This window comes from Westiellopsis prolifica IICB1 (assembly GCF_004323185.1).
Taxonomy (GTDB): Bacteria; Cyanobacteriota; Cyanobacteriia; order Cyanobacteriales; family Nostocaceae; genus Pelatocladus; species Pelatocladus prolificus_A.
The window spans coordinates 767,734-785,431 of sequence record NZ_NAPS01000001.1; the positions used below are offsets into that span (position 1 = coordinate 767,734).

The window sequence follows — 17,698 nt, forward strand, 5'->3', positions numbered from 1 at the left end:
GGGATTGGGGATCGGGAATCGGGAATCGGATATTGTCTTCCTTGTCCCCCTTCCCTTGTACCCGATCCCCAATTTAAGTAACGAATAGTTATATATAGTCAACTTTGTTTGCAAAGCTTGGAATTTGTTATAGAACAGAAATCAGAAAGCGTGAGATGGGCAATAAGATAGTGATCCAGTTCAGCCATAAAATACAGAAAGTAACTCTATCACCTGAAAATAAAGTCCTAAATAAATCTGTAGAAACTTTAGGACTAACAAAAATTCAGCGACATGTTTTTATCTGTGCCAATCAAACACTGCTTAAATGTTATTGCAAGCAAGCTAGCCTAGAAACATGGGAATACTTAAAAAAGTGGCTGAAGCAGCTGTGGGGTTGGATGTTGCTCTACAAGATGTTCCTGGTTGCGTATTCCGAAGCAAGGCTAAGGGAGTTGCGAGTTTGTTGCTCTGGGCCGATAATGGTGGTTTACCCGGATGGTGTCTGGTATCGCCAAGCAACCCCGGAAGTCATCAAGCGGATTTTCCAGGAACATTTAATTGGAAATAAGGTTGTGCAAGAATATGCTTTTTTAGTGCATCCTCTGTCAGAAACATCTGTGGTTGCTGAGGAGAAGCTGAATCGAAGCTTAACATCTAAGGGATATAGTGAAGCGGTCAGTTACAAAAGTGCGAGTTAAGTGTTTACTAGGAGCATCTTGGAACTAGTGAAGTTTGATAATCTATGAGGATTATTATTCTATTGAAGTTTTTTGTCCGCTCCTTTAAAACCGATCTATAATAACGCATTATAAATACTACTGCTCTACGTATCCTTACTGGACTTTTGCCATTGATTAAGTATGTTTCAAGGAAAGTAAGTTTCTATTTTGAGATATTTACTCAGCAAAGGCAAGTTAAGTGGGAAAAAGCACAACATCACAATCATCCACCAAAAAGGATCGCTATACAAGGCCCCTATGGATCTACGCGCGACAAGTGCCACTGCTATGAAAGAACCCAGCATGAAAGATTACAAACGACTTCTACTCATTGATGATGACCCTAACCTCATCTTGCTGGTGAAGGATTACTTGGAATTCCGGGGATATGAAGTTATCACCGCAGAAAATGGTCGAGAAGCTTTGGAAATTTTAGAGCAGGATGTTCCAGATATGATCATCTGCGACGTGATGATGCCCGAAATGGACGGATATACCTTTGTTGAACAAGTCCGACAAAACGAACGTACTAGTTGGATTCCTGTTCTATTTCTATCAGCAAAGGGACAAAGCGCAGACCGGGTTAAAGGACTAAATAAAGGTGCTGATGTATACATGGTCAAGCCCTTTGAGCCAGAAGAGTTGGTGGCGCAGGTAGAATCGTCTCTCAAGCAAACCATTCGTTGGAAAGAACATCAAGCTAAAGGAGGAGACAACGGTTCACGTATTCAAGTTCCCTTTGATGTGCAGTTAACCCCAACCGAACTGAAAGTAGTTCAGTTTGTCGCTAGGGGTTTAGCTAACCGCGAAATAGCTGAGGAACTAAATGTTAGTCAGCGTACAGTTGAAAGCCATGTGTCCAATATGTTGGGCAAAACCAATCTCCACAATCGTACTGAATTAGCACGGTGGGCGATTGAAAATCAAATGGCATAAATCAAGCTCTAATTTGTGAGTGTTGAGTTATGAGTTGATTTGTGACGATTTCAAACTCATAACTCAAACTTAAATATTTCTTTGCTTTTGAGCAGCATTAGTTGTGAGCCGAATCCTGATTACAACGTTGGGAACTTTGGGAGATCTTCATCATTATGCCCTACAGCCACGACCAACCCGACAATGCAGCACGGGCCAAACGATTAGGAACTTCTCTGACGATTCCCCGTAAGCAATATTCAGCAGCACGAGTTGCAAAGGAGTTAAGTGAATTGTTAGGGAATCCTAATTATGCAGCAAATGCGACCAAAATCGGACGCATTGTACAAGCAGAAGACGGTGTCGGCGTAGCTTGTAATGCAATTGAGAAACAGCTTATACCATTTCACAAAAAATCTGATACAAATACAGACCCGTAGAGACGCGATATATCGCGTCTGGTACAAAATTTATATGTATCGCGATTAACGTGAAATGGTATTAGTAATTGTAGGGTGTGTTAGGCGCATTTTTGGATGTCAATTTTTCACGAAAAACAGGTAAAAGCGCTTAACGCACCGCCGATCACATGGTGCGTGATAGCAAAGCCGTAACACACCCTACTTAAGATTTACTACAAAAATCCCAATATTTAGCTCCAAACTAATAACTAAAACTCGGCACTCTCTGGTGTACGTGGAAAAGGAATCACATCACGAATATTCCCCATCCCGGTCATAAATTGCACAAGTCTTTCAAAACCTAATCCAAAACCAGCGTGGGGAACAGTACCATAACGACGTAAATCTAGATACCACCATAAATCTTCTGGTTTCATTCCTTGTGCGAGTACCCGTTTTTCTAACACTTCTAAACGTTCTTCCCGTTGTGAGCCACCAACTATTTCACCTATTTTTGGTGCGAGAATATCCATTGCAGCGACGGTTTTTTCATCGTCGTTTAAGCGCATATAAAAGGCTTTGATTTGGGCTGGATAATCATTTACAATTACTGGTTTTTTGAATAATTGTTCACAAAGATAACGTTCGTGTTCTGATTGTAAATCTAAACCCCAACTCACAGGATAATCAAACTGCACATCGGCTTTTTCTAAAAGTTTGATGGCTTCTGTATAGGTGATACGTTCAAATTGATTGTTGATAATATTATCTGCGATCGCTAACACAGTATTATCAATGCGCTGGTTAAAAAACTCCATGTCTTCTGGGCATTTTTCTAGCACATATTTAAAAATATATTTGAGAAATTCTTCAGCTAAATCCATATCCCCATGGATATCACAAAAAGCCATTTCTGGCTCAACCATCCAAAATTCTGCTAAGTGACGAGAAGTGTTGGAATTTTCAGCACGGAAGGTGGGACCAAAAGTGTAGACGTTACTGAACGCCATCGCCATAATTTCGGCTTCTAGTTGACCGCTAACTGTTAAATATGTTGGTCTAGAAAAGAAGTCTTTAGTATAGTCTACAGTTTGATTTTCTGTGCGGGGAATATTTTTTAAATCTAAACTCGTGACGCTAAAAAGTTCTCCGGCACCTTCACAATCGCTAGCGGTAATAATAGGAGTATGTACCCACATAAAACCGCGTTCTTGAAAGAATTGGTGAATAGCTGTAGCACAAGCATTACGAACACGGAAAACCGCACCAAAGGAATTAGTACGCGATCGCAAATGTCCAATTGTTCGTAAAAACTCAAAGGAATGGCGTTTCTTTTGCAGAGGATAGGTTTCGGGATCAGCTTCTCCGTAAACTTTGACGCTATCTGCTTTTAATTCCACACGCTGTCCTTTAGCAGGAGAAGCAACTAACACTCCAGTCACTTCTACAGAAGCACCTGTATTTAATTTTTTTAAGATATTTTCATAATCTGGCAAATCTTGATTAATTACTACTTGCAAGTTAGCCAGAGATGAACCATCATTTACTTCTATAAAAGCAAAACCTTTTAATTCACGTTTAGTACGTACCCAGCCTTTAACTTCTGGGGAATCATCAGGCTGACCATTTCGTAATATTTCTACAATTCTTTGATTTGGCATGTTTGTATCCGAGCATAAAATCTAAAGTTTGACATTTTTAGAATTGTAGACTCTAAATTTTAATTTAAAAAAATTAGTTCTTAAATAAATCCCCGATCCCCGTTACCCCTTCGCCCCTAATCCCCACTCCCTTGGGGGAGTGGGGGCCGGTGAATTCCCCAGAGGGGACCCCACCTTAAGCGATCCCCGATCCCCAATCCCCAATCTCCAATCCCTACCCAGCACAAGACTTTAATATCCAACCTATGATAACGCCTAATCCACCAAAGCGTATCGCTTGCCAAAAAGGCTCTCTAAAAACGCGCCAGGAAAATAGCTGACTCTCTAAGCACACTTCTAAAACTTCTAACTGCTGTTGAATTTGGCGTAATTCAGCTTCTATTTCTGGTGTCGGTTTTTGATCTTGACTAAGTTTATAAAGTTTATATTGTAATTGTTTTTGTTGACGGCGATCGCGTACTACCTGTTGGTGACGTTCTTTTAAGGCCACAAGCGATCGCTCGACTTCTAACAGTTCTTGTTCAAAATCAAGTTCTTGATTATCCTCTTGTGGTGGTTCTGACGGTTTTTGAGGCTGCTTCATTAAAGTAGTAGAGTAAAGGTAAATGCGACAATACCTTGGAGTGTATGTCTCAATCTACACAGCCACTTAAAAACAGTCAACTGAATGAATTTACTACTGTAGAATTAGCTCAAGCTCTCATGGAGAGATTGAGTATTTCTCCTAATGATTGGCATCGCCTCAAGTCTAACCGTAACGCTCGTGCTAGTGAGCAACTAGCAGCAGCTCTTGTCTTCCTCCTTAAGGAAGAACCACAAGAAGCTTTAACAAGGTTAGAACAAGCGACAGGTTGGTTAGATCGCTCTATTTCTGCACCACCGTGTCCTACACACGGGAAAGGGTAATAGGTAATCGGTAATCGGTAATTGGTAATGGGTTTCCCTATTATCAGTTACTAATTTCGCAATAACGGTATACGCGGTCGAGCTTGCTCTAATTGCTTACAAAGTCTTAACTCAGTACCTTTGGTGTTCCATTCTACTTCGTCAAAAATAAGATGCAAAATAGATAAACCACGACCGTTTTCTGACTCATCTGGTGGTAGATACTCTGTTGGGTCTATATCACAGTTACAAGAAGGAGTGAAACCTCTCCCCTGGTCTGAGATAATCCACCAATATTTATTATCTATTAAGGAAAAACGTACTACTACCTTTTTACTAGGATCTAGATTATTTCCATGTTTAGCCGCATTCACTAGAGCTTCTTGAAGTCCTAGTCGCAATTCGGCTTGCATTGGCGTGGGAATTTCTGCCAGAAGTAAATCTAATATTGGACAGAGGTATAGAGTTGAGGCAAAACTAATAGTACCCCAACTACGTCCTACTGGACGAAGTGAAATGGTGATCACAAGAGAAACCCCGCAGCTTCAGAGTTAGCTAGACATCAGTTTGCTGTCACAGGCACCCTGATAATTTGTGAGGTGGTCGTGTTGCCTTCAAACCTAACGTCTTTGGAACTAAATTTTGAAAATGCTAGGGAGCATTGGCTCTCCTAATGATTTTGGGCTGTCTCACATAAAACGGCTTAAGTAAACCTGCCCAAGCAGTTAGCAATTCAAAAAGTGCTGTGCATACATAAAAGAGCATATTTATACTCTTTCATTTGCCGGACTTTAGTTTAGACGACCCAATTCATAATTGAGAATAGCCCATGCGGCTTCTATATTTTTGCACAATTAGAATTATATTTTTAGCTTAATTCTAGTCTAGCATTTTTACTATCCGCTAGACTACAAAATTCCAATTTGAGTTTTTTTAAAAGATTTGTATATGTTTAAGGCAACTGAAATGGTGCCATGCATAGATAGATATCTGTGAATGGATTCATAGCACCTGTGTAACGCCAGCTATCGCACAAGAAAGGCTGCGGCTTCTACATGGGCGGTTTGAGGGAAAAAATCTGCTGGTTGTACACGTATAAGATTATATACACTATTTTCGCAAAATATTTTCAAATCACGTGCGAGGGTTGCAACTTTACAACTGACATAAACGATACGTTCTGGTTGAAATTCTAGTAAAGTTTCTACAACCTGGCGATCGCATCCTTTACGCGGTGGATCTAGTAAAACAATATCCGGTTTAATTTCTAGTTGCGGCAGTAATTTTTCCACTGCACCTGTCATAAAAGTGACATTATTAATTTGATTATATTTAGCATTATCAATAGCCTGTTCTACCGCCTCTGGCTGTATTTCCAACCCAATTGCTTGACGAACTTGTTTTGCTAAGGGCAAAGTTAACGTACCGATTCCACAATAGGCATCAAGTAGCACCTCAGTTCCTTGCAAGTGCAGTTCTGATTGAATAACTTGTAATAAACTTTCTGCTGTTTCCGTACAAACCTGGAAAAATGTGTCTGGACGTATACGAAATTCTAAACCAGCAAATTCTTCTCGCAGGTAAGCAAGACCAGCAATACAACGAGTTTCTACTCCAAAAATAGTATTCGTGCGTTTTGGGTTATAGTTTAAACAAACTCCTACTAGAGTAGGATAGCGATTTAACCATTCTTGTGCTTGATCTTTAATACCTAATAAATTCCAATCTTTGACTACTAAAGTCAATAATATTTCTCCCGTCCGACGACCAATGCGTAAACCAAGATGACGAATTATTCCTTTATGGTGTTGTTCGTTATAAATTGGCCAATTTCGCTTTTGAATATCTTGTTTAATTTCTGTCAATAAAGAATTTAATCGTGGATCTTGTACTGGACATTGATTTAAATTAATCAATTGATGGCTACCTTTTTGGTAATAGCCAGTTTGGACATTTCCAGTTGCAGATACACCCATAGGATAGGTGGCTTTATTGCGATAACCTAAAGCAGAAGCAGCTCTTAAAACTCTATCTACAGGTGGTTCCACAAAACCACCAATACGTTCTAAGGCTTGAATAACTTGATTGCGTTTTGCTTCTAGCTGATATTCATAATCTATATGTTGCCACTGACAACCACCGCATTTATCAGCCACAATGCAGCTTGGTCGAATCCGGTAAGTAGAGGGTTGTAAAATTTGTTGCAGTTTGCCATAAGCATGAGTAGATTTGACGTGTACTAGACGGACAAGAACGCGATCGCCTGGTACAGTATCTGGTACAAACACCACCCGTTGGTGCGATCGCCCCACACCATCGCCTGTATCAGTTGTGTCTGTAATGTTAACTTCTATTAATTCATTTTGTTTCCAAAAAGTATTGGTCATTCGATTTTAGATTTTGGATTTTAGATTTTGGATTGACTCTACTTATGGTATCTGGGGTGGTAGTTAGTGATTAAGCATCCCGCTTGTTCCCCTTATCTTCCTTGTCCTCCTTGTCTCCCTTGTCCTCCTTGTCTTTCTTCTAATCCCCAATCCCCCTTCACTTGTGGATACAAGACTCGTTAAACTAGCAAATAATAAATCTCGTGATTCAATATCATGACTGTAGTAAGCCAAGTTATTCTCAAAGCTGACGACGAACTGCGTTATCCTAGCAGTGGCGAACTCAAAAGCATCAAAGATTTTTTGCAAACTGGCGAACAGCGGGTACGTATTGTTAGTACCCTAGCTGAAAATGAAAAAAAGATAGTTCAGGAAGCTACCAAACAGCTTTGGCAAAAGCGTCCTGATTTTATCTCGCCAGGGGGGAATGCTTACGGAGAACGCCAGCGTGCTTTATGCATCCGTGACTTTGGCTGGTATTTACGCCTAATTACTTATGGCATACTTGCTGGCGACAAAGAACCAATTGAAACGATTGGTTTGATTGGTGTGCGAGAAATGTACAATTCCTTGGGTGTTCCTGTACCTGGAATGGTAGAAGCTATCAACTGTCTGAAAAAAGCCTCCCTTGATTTACTGAATGCAGACGATTCTTTGGAAGCAGCACCTTACTTTGATTACATCATCCAAGCGATGTCCTAATTCAAAGTGAGTAATCACGCTGTCTCAAGGTGTAATTCCATCTTAGTTGGTCTAAGTGGAAGATAGCACCTACGTATTGATCATCATTTCTTAATATCATCATACTCCCCACACTTGCTAGTGGCTCTGGCAGAATCTTTGTCAAGTTACTAACAAGTTGTGGGGATATTTTATAAATAAAAGGGAATGCTTAACGCTTAACAGAAATTTCAGGATAGGGTTTTATACCATTTCACGTTAATCACGATACACATAAATTTTGTACCAGACGCAGTATATCGCGTCTGGTACAGGGTCTGTATTTGTATCAGGTTTTTTGTGAAATGGTATTAGACCCCCACAGGATAACAAATAAAAAGCCAACAGGCTTTAAGAAGACTGTCGGCAATTAGTGTGTTCCCTATTAATGACTCGGCTAGAGTTCAGTTGTCATTTATTCTCTCTGTTTGGCAATGGCAGGAATAGGATCTTAATCATGAACGCTTGTGATTGTCATCACCAATTGATCTGATTGATATTCCCACGGCGATGAAAACATCACTGTCGCTCGTTTTCACATAAAGGCGTGGGATTCTAGTTTCAATGTCGGAAGTCACTCAAGCAGGTTTGCACCAACATGAGTAAAGCTTCCAACTCCCCTAGCGTTTGTTGATTTCTGTGTAGAAGTCTTGCTTTCCCCATACCTTGAAGTAGCAATTATTTCTTTGCCCTTACGAAGTATGTTGATTGCAGCAACATAGTCACGTTTTAGAACACAACCACATTTACAAACCTGTGTTTTAGTTGACAGGGTTATTTTGCACAAAGTGTATTTGATACAAGCGATCGCTGTCATATTGTGATGATGTCGATACTTGTAAAATCACAAATAGCAAGTGAAACACCTATTTGAATTCACAGCTGAGTTTTGACGAAGGCTTAAATAATGGGATGTTTACACAACAAACTCAGAGTTCAAGTTGACTGGTTTGTGAATGTATTAAATATATATATTATGAAATCGTCTTTATTTTTGGTATTCGTGAAAATACTGAAGTATTACTTATCTACATAAATTCAGCTAAAAAAATACGTATTTTTGCTATTGACCAATAAAAGTAAATGTCCACCTTTCCACACCAGCAACTAAAACTAAACTTCCCTATTTTCAATTGATTACAGGAATGGGGCAGAAAATCGATACAATAATCATCTGTCCCCTTGGTGCATACTTCCATGACCACCGCTTGCGAACCTCCTTTTTCTCCTGAAGAAATTGCATCTGAAGGTCTTAAACTTGAAGAATACCAAGAAATAGTCCGACGACTAGGGCGTCATCCCAACAAATCTGAACTAGGTATGTTTGGGGTCATGTGGTCGGAACATTGCTGTTATAAAAATTCTCGCCCTTTACTGAAACAATTTCCAACCACGGGCGATCGCATTCTAGTTGGTCCTGGTGAAAATGCTGGAGTTGTAGATTTAGGTGATGGACTACGACTGGCTTTTAAAATAGAATCTCACAACCATCCCAGTGCAGTTGAACCTTTCCAAGGAGCTGCTACTGGCGTTGGAGGTATTCTACGTGATATATTTACAATGGGCGCGCGCCCCATAGCCATTTTAAATTCTCTTCGTTTTGGCTCTTTAGAAGATCCCAAAACACAAAGGCTGTTTAGTGGCGTCATTGCAGGAATAGCCCATTATGGTAATAGTGTGGGAGTACCCACCGTTGGCGGTGAAGTTTACTTTGACCCTGCTTACTCTGGCAATCCCTTGGTAAATGTGATGGCTCTGGGATTGATGGAAACCTCCGAAATTGTAAAATCTGGAGCATCTGGGATTGGTAATCCTGTATTATATGTCGGTTCCACCACCGGACGCGACGGTATGGGGGGTGCAAGTTTTGCTAGTGCTGAACTCAGTGATGGATCAATGGATAATCGCCCGGCGGTGCAAGTCGGTGATCCCTTTTTGGAAAAGTCTTTAATTGAAGCTTGTCTGGAAGCTTTTAAAACAGGTATTGTTGTTGCTGCCCAAGATATGGGTGCTGCTGGTATCACCTGTTCCACCTCAGAAATGGCAGCCAAAGGTGGTGTAGGAATTGAATTTGATTTAGATAAAGTACCTGTACGGGAACTCGAGATGGTTCCCTATGAATATCTACTTTCCGAATCTCAAGAAAGAATGCTATTTGTAGCCCAAAAAGGACGGGAACAAGAGTTAATTGATATTTTCCATCGTTGGGGACTTCATGCGGTTGTTGCTGGTACAGTCATTGCCGAACCAGTTGTGCGGATTCTATTTCAAGGTAAACTTGCAGCCGAAATTCCTGCAACAGCTTTAGCAGAAAATACACCTTTGTATGAAAGAGAATTACTAACAGAACTACCGGAATATGTGCGTCAAGCCTGGGAATGGACACCAGATTCTTTACCTCCATGTACAACTGCTGGCATAGAAATTAAAGGAAAACTGCATAGTTGGAATGATATTTTATTGATTTTGCTCGATACTCCCACAATTGCTTCTAAAAGCTGGGTTTATCGCCAGTATGATCACCAAGTACAGAACAATACCGTGATGTTACCTGGTGGTGCAGATGCTGCGGTGATTAGGTTACGTCCACTAGAAGAAATTCCCAATCTCAAATCCATAGACGCGTCAGCTGCTACCCGCAGAGTAACCCAAAATCCAAAATCGGGTGTTGCGGCGACTGTCGATTGTAATCCCCGCTACGTTTATCTTGATCCTTACGAAGGTGCAAAAGCGGTAGTCGCAGAAGCAGCACGCAATCTTAGTTGTGTTGGTGCGGAACCTCTAGCGGTGACAGATAACCTCAATTTTGGTAGTCCGGAAAAACCGATTGGTTATTGGCAATTAGCAGAAGCTTGTCGTGGTTTGGCTGAAGGTTGTCGGGAATTGGCAACCCCGGTAACTGGGGGTAATGTTTCGTTGTACAATGAAACTCTTGATTCTCAAGGTAATCCCCAGCCTATTTATCCTACTCCGGTTGTGGGTATGGTGGGGTTGATTCCTGATCTCAGTAAAATTTGTGGTCAAGCTTGGCAGACAGCAGGCGATGTCATTTATTTGTTAGGTGGATTTTCTTCTGATTTAACTTTAGGTGGCTCAGAATACTTAGCTAGTATTCATAGTACTGTTGCTGGGAAACCGCCAAGAGTAGATTTTGAATGGGAAAGACGGGTACAAAAAGCTTGTCGCGAGGGAATTCGCCAAGGTTGGGTACGTTCAGCCCATGATTGCGCTGAGGGTGGTTTGGTAATTGCTCTTGCTGAGAGTTGTATCACAGGTAAACTGGGTGCAGAAATTAGCTTAAAGTTACCTACAAATGATTTGCAGCGTCTAGACGAAGTATTATTTGGTGAAGGTGGTGGACGGATTGTAGTTTCTGTAGGACCAGAACAACAAGACAGTTGGGAATCTTACTTACAGCAAAACTTGGAGCAAAACTGGTACAAACTAGGTAAAGTTGGGAATTCCGAAATCGGCTTGCGGGTTTTAACCTCTGATGGTCAAGCTTTAATCAACGCTAGGATTGAGGAAATGGACGATCGCTACTCAAAGGCGATCGCAAAACGTTTAGCTATTTATACTAATACCCAAGAACGTTAAATAATGTAAAGATGAAGCGAATTTCATACTTTGGACACTTTACATTTCGCACCTGATAGCTTCCGCGAAAATAATAATTACGCTACTGTTTTAATGGGTGGTTAACCATTTATTAATGTTTTTGCATCCATCCATTTGAATAATCCTAGTGATCAATCATTCCTTGATGCTACAAATCCCTGCCCCTAACCCCCAATTTGGGAAGATGGGGCGGTGGATCAATCCAAAATTCACGCATCCAAAATTGTTTGACTTGACATCTTCATCAGGAGCAAAGCTAGCATGATTCCCACCCATCCCATCACTGCGGATGACCAGCCTCTACCAATTAATAATCAAATGATTCATCAGGACACTCGATCAGATAAGCCAGAAGAAGCTTGCGGTGTTTTCGGCATCTATGCACCAGAAGAAGATGTCGCCAAACTCACCTATTTTGGATTATATGCTCTTCAACACCGGGGACAAGAATCGGCGGGCATTGCTACTTTTGATGGTGAACAAGTACATCTGCACAAAGATATGGGTTTAGTATCCCAGGTCTTCAACGAAGGAATTTTAAGCAAATTGCCTGGTCAGATGGGCGTTGGTCATACTCGTTATTCCACCACAGGTTCGAGCCGAAAAGTGAATGCCCAGCCTGCTGTGGTTGATTCTCGTTTAGGGAAAGTAACTTTAGCACATAATGGAAATTTAGTCAATACATTTCAATTACGTGAACAGTTGCTACAGAATAACTGTAACTTGGTGACTACAACTGATTCCGAAATGATTGCCTTTGCGATCGCTCAAGAAATAGACGCAGGTCAAAATTGGCTAGAGGGTAGCATTAAAGCATTTAATCGCCTGAGTGGAGCTTTTAGTCTCGTAATTGGTACACCTGCTGGTATGATGGGTGTTCGTGATTCAAATGGTATTCGCCCTTTAGTAATTGGTACTTTGAGAAGCAATCCAGTGCGTTATGTGCTTGCTTCTGAAACTTGCGGTTTAGATATCATTGGTGCCGAATACTTACGGGATGTGGAACCAGGTGAATTAGTCTGGATTACAGAAGAGGGTTTGGCTTCTTACTACTGGAGTCCACAGCAGCAACGCAAGCTGTGTATCTTTGAAATGATTTATTTTGCTCGTCCCGATAGTGTGATGCACAATGAAAGCTTGTACACTTACCGGATGCGGTTAGGGCGACAATTAGCAAAAGAATCGCTTATTGACGCAGATATTGTCATTGGTGTTCCTGACTCTGGGATTCCTGCTGCTATTGGCTTTTCTCAAGCCTCCGGTATCTCCTACGCTGAAGGACTGATTAAAAATCGCTACGTCGGACGCACATTTATTCAGCCTACTCAAACAATGCGTGAGTCTGGGATTCGTATGAAACTTAACCCCCTCAAAGATGTACTCAATGGTAAGCGAGTCATAATTGTCGATGACTCCATTGTCCGGGGAACTACGAGCCGCAAACTTGTCAAAACCTTGCGTGAAGCTGGCGCGACAGAAGTGCATATGCGAATTTCTTCACCACCAGTGACTCACCCTTGCTTCTATGGCATTGATACCGATAGTCAAGATCAACTAATTGCAGCAACAAAATCAGTAGCAGAAATTACCAAACAACTAGAAGTAGATAGCCTAGCTTATCTCAGTTGGGAGGGAATGCTAATAGCAACGGGAGAAGATCCACAAAGTTTTTGTTCTGCTTGTTTCACAGGAGATTACCCCGTCGGTATACCAGAATCACTCAAAGCTTCTAAGTTAATGTTAGAGAAAGTGGTGATCTAATAAATCAAGTAAAAAATGTTTGAAGCACCTCAAAGCTTGAGGTGCTTTTTTTTGAATAACATTTATCGAACTCACGTTAATCAATAATATCTGGATCTATCCCTAACTGGCGTAATTTCTCCGCCAGCTTTTCAGCACGCTTGTTTGCTTGTTTAATTTGTTCTTCTGGCGTAGGATATCGTTTACCTGATTCGTCATACCAATACAACCATTCTCGCCTTACCCCGCTATAGGTTCCACGTTCGCAACCAATTCCTAAGCCAATTTCTGGTAGCCAAACAGGATTTTCTGCTTGCAATTCATACTTCCCATTTATTAACTTGTGTACTTCCAAACGTGGTTTGCGGCGACGACGAGAAGAATAAATTACATAGTAAAGCACACCCAAAGCTGCATAATCATCCAACTTGGTAGTATATTCCTTGCGATAATTTTGAGACACTACCTCTAGCACTAAAATCGGGACTACATTTTCATCCCAAAGCACGTAACTTGGACGTAATTCCTCGTCATAAAATCGCTCTACGCCTAAACTTAAAAACCCGTCTGGCACAATTGGAGGCTTATCAGGGTGATAATAAATCCCCATATCTACCCCAAAAAACCAGTCCATGCGTTCTGCCCAGAGTAATAATAAGATAGCTTTGAGCAAGCCTGGTATTAATTCTTGCAGTTCGTTATCCACAGGGGTTTCGTCAGAATCTGGTAGTTCTTCGGCAGAGGGTAGATAACTCGGCGAATTATACTCTAACATGGCTGTTTTTTCCCAAAGCTCATAAAAATTATAGCGATTCCCAGGTTACTACTTTGCCCATAACAGTCAAAAATCCAAGTTTTTTGAAGACGCTATCTTTTGCCTGCTAACAACTCCAGGCATCATAGAAGTTGAAGTATTAAAAGAGCAAGTTTAAAATGACTATTTACTTTTACAAAGCTTACGAGCCTTATGGCTGTTTTTCTAACTTTTCTCCCCACGAGATTAAAATTGATGGTATTTATTGGCGGACAGTAGAGCATTATTATCAAGCTCAAAAATTTGTGGGAACACCAGACGCAGTTATTATACCCGTCATCCATAGAGTTGAGACGCCAGAAGAAGCCGCTGCATTAGGACGCTGTTGTACCCGCAAGGTGCGTTTAGACTGGGAGATAGTGAAAACTAACATTATGCGAGAAGCTGTACTCAAAAAGTTTCTCACCCATGCTGATATTAGAGAAGTTCTACTCACTACTGGCAATCAATTACTGGTAGAAAATTCTCCCAAGGATTATTTTTGGGGTTGCGGTGCAGATCAAACAGGTGAAAATCATCTCGGTAAAATCCTGATGAGTGTACGAGAAGAAATTCGTCAGTTATCGCCACTTTCAGTGATTGCCGAGTAGTCTCGGTAGAAAATGGGTGTAGGGGTTTAAGGGTATAGGAGGAGTCTGTGACAAAAGGTGAGACTTGTCCTGCATTTGTGTAGTATTTTTGGTGAAAGCCCGTCTTTATACATTCATCCAATGAAACAGTTTTTCTGCCAATTATTTAGTTGGAAAAAACATATCCAATGGCTAATTCTGCCAGTGGTGATGATTCTAGTATCTGCATTTTTTGCTACACCTGCTTTTGCGACAGGTGTATATGAAATGCCAAATTTCACACCCAATACTTGGGTTATAGACCAAGCTGAAGTCATCAGTCGTATCAATGAAGGTAAGATTAGTAGTGCTTCAGAAGATTTAGCCAAGAACACCGGGAACGAAGTCAGATTTGTCACGGTACGTCGCTTAGATTATGGTGAAACAGCGGAAAGCTTTACAAAAGAATTGTTTGAAAAATGGTTTCCGACAGCAGAAGCTCAAGCCAATCAAACTTTATTAATGATTGATACCGTGACCAACAGTGCTGCAATTATTAGTGGCGATCGCGTCCAGTCTTTATTGACAGACGAAATTGCCAAAAGTGTTGCAGATGAAACTTTGATGGCGCCTTTACGATCAGGTGACAAATACAATCAAGCGTTTTTAGATGCTAGCGATCGCTTAGTCACTGTACTTTCTGGTGAACCCGATCCTGGTCCACCCCAAATAGTCGAAAAAGTACAGGTAGAAGGCACTTTTGGGAAAACAGAAGCAGCCGAAAAAGGTAATGCGATCGCCTGGGTTGTGGGACTTTTAATTGCTGCAACTGTCATCCCAATGGCAACTTACTACATCTATCTGGCTGTTCAACCATCTTCTTCTGATGGGAATGGTTAGTAGTTAGTTGTTAGTCGTGATTCGCTACTATCTACTAACTACCAACCCTTTCAAGGTGTAATTACTTTTCTTGGTGTCTTTGTGTCTTTGTGGTGAAAAAATCGACTTTTGAAACACCCTTCGGGTTCGCCACTTTGCCATCGTGACGGGAACCGCCAAGACGGCAAGTGGTCTCACCAAGACACTAAGACACGAAGGTGAAAAGACCAAAAATCGGTATTTTTGTGAAGATTTTTACCCACCTTGAAAAAGCTGCTACTAGCTATTAACCACTAATCTTGAACATACTCTTGCCCTGTCACCAAAGCAATCTCAGCACGAACAAATTCTCGACCTAAATAAGCTGCGTGGTCTAGCTGAGTCACGGGACAGGGTTTTGTTTTTTCAAATATTTCCACAGATAATTCTTTTGCTGTCCTACCTGTAAATATTGTTGTGTGAGTTCGTACTACTTTTTTGCGTGCGGGAATCACTTTTCCTGTTTCTGGATCTACTGCTAAACCATGCTCATCAATTACATTTGTAAAATGCTTGGCACAAATCAGCCCTGTTTCTTGCTCTAAGTAAATAATAAAATATCCACCGGGATCAAGGTCAATGTGACGCTGAGAAAGCTTATTATCTATTTGCACTATATCTTCCAACTTCAAACCCATACTTACCGTAAAACGTAAACTTGATTCAGGAATTTTTCATCCTTTCTCAAGTTTAATTCTTATCTACCTCGAAATATTCCAGGACTTACGCAAAATAATGAAAAAACTAACCACAAAGGACACGAAGAACACAAAGGAAGAATAGTTTCACGATAGCTATTGCGTAAGTCCTATATTATTGTGAAAGTTATACCAATTTGAAAAAAGAATGTGACAGACCATATTGTAGAGACGCGATTCATCGCGTCTTTCACCAAGGATGTGTTGCAATCATTAATTGAATTGGTATTATTTTGAAATATCAATTATTTTTTGAGAAAATGGTATTTCTGCATTAATTGCGTCAATTTCTTGCTGTTCGAGTTCATTTACTTCATCAATATAAGAACACAGAATTTTTCGCAAACGATTATTGTAAAAACGATGTAGACTCTGGTTAGGCTGTGCAGGAAAACCACGACGTTTTTTATGCCGTCCACCCGCACCGGGATCAAAGATTTGGATACCGTTAGCGATCGCCCATTCAATCGGGGCATAATAACAAGCATCAAAATGTAAACAATCTATTTCTTGAAAACTACCCCAGTAGCGCCCATACATTCTATCGCCCTTAAATAAACAAAAAGACATCCCCATTGGTTGTTGCTGATTTTGTTCGTTATATGCAGCGAAAAATAAAACGCGATCGCGATAATTTTCGTGTAACTGCTCAAAAAATTGCTTTGTTAAATATTTGCTACCCCACCAGCCAAATTTATCACAAGTATCTGCATAAAATTCATACATTAACCCAAATAATGACTTGGGAATTTCTTCGCCACTCAAGGGTTGTAATCTTAAACCAGCTTTTTCTACTGCTTTACGTTCGCGCTTGATATTACGACGCTGGTTAGCATTAAATATTGCCAAATAATCATCAAAAGTTTGAAAGCCAAGATTTTCCCAAATATAGCTGTGGTGCAGCCAACTAGTAAAACCACAGCGTTCCAAAACAGGACGCCATTGGGGATCTACATACAGAAAATGACAACCAGAAATATGGTGTTTTGAGCAAAAAGCGTCAATTTCATGTACCATAATTGCTGTGATTTCATTTTCATCTTCCCCAGGCGCTATTAAAAATCGATAGCCTTCCGCAGGAGTAAATGGTGTCATTCCCAACATTTTGGGGTAATATTCCACACCAATACGTTGTGCCAAATCAGCCCATTGGTGATCAAACACAAATTCACCATAACTATGTCCTTTCAAGTAAAGTGGTGCAACAGCAACCAGCGTCCTGTCTCGCCACAAAGTTAGGTGATTGGGTAGCCAACCTGTTTTAGCTGTAGCACTACCTGAAGTTTCCAAATTGTTCAGCCAATTCCACTCTAAAAACGGGGTTGTCAGTGGTAGCGCTAAAGCATCCCAGGCTGATTGGGGAATTTCGGCAATTTTGTTAATCCAAGCAATAGAGTAGCGAGGTTTTAATTGTTCCACCATCGCGGGCTTCCGATACAAAAGTTAATAATTATTTTACAAAGTTAAGGCTTAAGGTTACAACATTAAGTCTTACAGTTACAACATTAAGCCTTACAGCTACAACATTAAGTCTTACAGCTACAACATTAAGTCTTACAGCTACAACATTAAGTCTTACAGCTACAACATTAAGTCTTACAGTTACAACATTAAGTCTTACAGCTACAACATTAAGCCTTAAGAATAAAGCGAACGCTGTTGGCTGATGTAAATGTCTAATGACTTAAATAA

16 protein-coding genes are annotated in these 17,698 nt (G+C 40.6%); 9 read left to right on the forward strand and 7 right to left on the reverse strand.

What is annotated here, in order from left to right:
• Positions 1–155 precede the first annotated feature (155 nt).
• The 3 genes from B4U84_RS03285 (at position 156) to B4U84_RS03295 (ending at position 2,056) form a co-directional block, all read left to right on the forward strand.
• A complete protein-coding gene (locus B4U84_RS03285; RefSeq protein ID WP_242677523.1) occupies positions 156–680 on the forward strand; it encodes a (2Fe-2S) ferredoxin domain-containing protein in 525 nt (174 codons plus the stop codon).
• Positions 681–959: 279 nt separating this feature from the next.
• The gene (locus tag B4U84_RS03290; RefSeq protein ID WP_016863382.1) at positions 960–1,637 is read left to right on the forward strand and encodes a response regulator transcription factor; all 678 of its coding nucleotides are present in this window, start codon (positions 960–962) and stop codon (positions 1,635–1,637) included.
• Positions 1,638–1,792: 155 nt separating this feature from the next.
• Entirely contained in the window at positions 1,793–2,056 is a 264-nt protein-coding gene (locus B4U84_RS03295) for a glycosyltransferase (protein ID WP_242677524.1), read from the forward strand.
• 230 nt (positions 2,057–2,286) lie between these two features.
• On the opposite strand, the gene asnS is transcribed toward B4U84_RS03295, so the two are convergent.
• Positions 2,287–3,678 (reverse strand): asparagine--tRNA ligase, encoded by a 1,392-nt coding sequence (gene asnS / locus B4U84_RS03300; protein ID WP_017311912.1) that lies wholly within the window; start codon positions 3,676–3,678, stop codon positions 2,287–2,289.
• A 214-nt stretch (positions 3,679–3,892) separates the two neighbouring features.
• Positions 3,893–4,261 carry a sll0565 family protein gene (locus B4U84_RS03305; protein ID WP_017311913.1) on the reverse strand — a complete coding sequence of 123 codons (369 nt, stop codon included), beginning with the start codon at positions 4,259–4,261 and terminating at the stop codon, positions 3,893–3,895.
• 44 nt (positions 4,262–4,305) lie between these two features.
• Between B4U84_RS03305 and B4U84_RS03310 the strand changes: the two genes are divergently transcribed.
• The gene (locus B4U84_RS03310) at positions 4,306–4,584 is read left to right on the forward strand and encodes a DUF6439 family protein (protein ID WP_017311914.1); all 279 of its coding nucleotides are present in this window, start codon (positions 4,306–4,308) and stop codon (positions 4,582–4,584) included.
• 50 nt (positions 4,585–4,634) lie between these two features.
• On the opposite strand, the gene B4U84_RS03315 is transcribed toward B4U84_RS03310, so the two are convergent.
• Positions 4,635–5,090, reverse strand: a complete 456-nt coding sequence (locus tag B4U84_RS03315) for an ATP-binding protein (protein WP_017311915.1) — start codon at positions 5,088–5,090, stop codon at positions 4,635–4,637.
• 498 nt (positions 5,091–5,588) lie between these two features.
• On the reverse strand, positions 5,589–6,950 hold the full coding sequence (gene rlmD, locus B4U84_RS03320; protein ID WP_017311916.1) for a 23S rRNA (uracil(1939)-C(5))-methyltransferase RlmD: 1,362 nt from the start codon (positions 6,948–6,950) through the stop codon (positions 5,589–5,591).
• A 216-nt stretch (positions 6,951–7,166) separates the two neighbouring features.
• Here rlmD and B4U84_RS03325 point away from each other — a divergent pair, with 216 nt between their 5' ends.
• From B4U84_RS03325 to purF, 3 genes are all read left to right on the forward strand, one after another.
• Positions 7,167–7,652 (forward strand): allophycocyanin subunit alpha-B, encoded by a 486-nt coding sequence (locus tag B4U84_RS03325; protein ID WP_017311917.1) that lies wholly within the window; start codon positions 7,167–7,169, stop codon positions 7,650–7,652.
• Between the two features lie 1,215 nt (positions 7,653–8,867).
• The gene (gene purL / locus B4U84_RS03330; protein WP_131115535.1) at positions 8,868–11,267 is read left to right on the forward strand and encodes a phosphoribosylformylglycinamidine synthase subunit PurL; all 2,400 of its coding nucleotides are present in this window, start codon (positions 8,868–8,870) and stop codon (positions 11,265–11,267) included.
• 282 nt (positions 11,268–11,549) lie between these two features.
• Entirely contained in the window at positions 11,550–13,049 is a 1,500-nt protein-coding gene (gene purF, locus B4U84_RS03335; protein ID WP_131115537.1) for an amidophosphoribosyltransferase, read from the forward strand.
• Positions 13,050–13,125: 76 nt separating this feature from the next.
• Here the strand turns inward: purF and B4U84_RS03340 are convergent, their stop codons facing one another.
• Positions 13,126–13,803: a Uma2 family endonuclease gene (locus B4U84_RS03340; RefSeq protein ID WP_131115539.1), complete on the reverse strand. Its 678-nt coding sequence runs from the start codon at positions 13,801–13,803 to the stop codon at positions 13,126–13,128.
• Between the two features lie 158 nt (positions 13,804–13,961).
• Here B4U84_RS03340 and ybiA point away from each other — a divergent pair, with 158 nt between their 5' ends.
• Positions 13,962–14,432 carry a riboflavin biosynthesis intermediates N-glycosidase gene (ybiA, locus tag B4U84_RS03345; RefSeq protein WP_017311921.1) on the forward strand — a complete coding sequence of 157 codons (471 nt, stop codon included), beginning with the start codon at positions 13,962–13,964 and terminating at the stop codon, positions 14,430–14,432.
• Positions 14,433–14,552: 120 nt separating this feature from the next.
• A complete protein-coding gene (psb32, locus tag B4U84_RS03350; RefSeq protein ID WP_017311922.1) occupies positions 14,553–15,290 on the forward strand; it encodes a photosystem II repair protein Psb32 in 738 nt (245 codons plus the stop codon).
• Positions 15,291–15,562: 272 nt separating this feature from the next.
• Here the strand turns inward: psb32 and B4U84_RS03355 are convergent, their stop codons facing one another.
• Complete coding sequence (locus tag B4U84_RS03355; RefSeq protein ID WP_131115541.1) at positions 15,563–15,946, reverse strand: DUF4346 domain-containing protein; 384 nt, start codon at positions 15,944–15,946, stop codon at positions 15,563–15,565.
• A gap of 288 nt (positions 15,947–16,234) precedes the next feature.
• Entirely contained in the window at positions 16,235–17,428 is a 1,194-nt protein-coding gene (locus B4U84_RS03360) for a GNAT family N-acetyltransferase (protein ID WP_131115543.1), read from the reverse strand.
• Positions 17,429–17,698 lie beyond the last annotated feature (270 nt).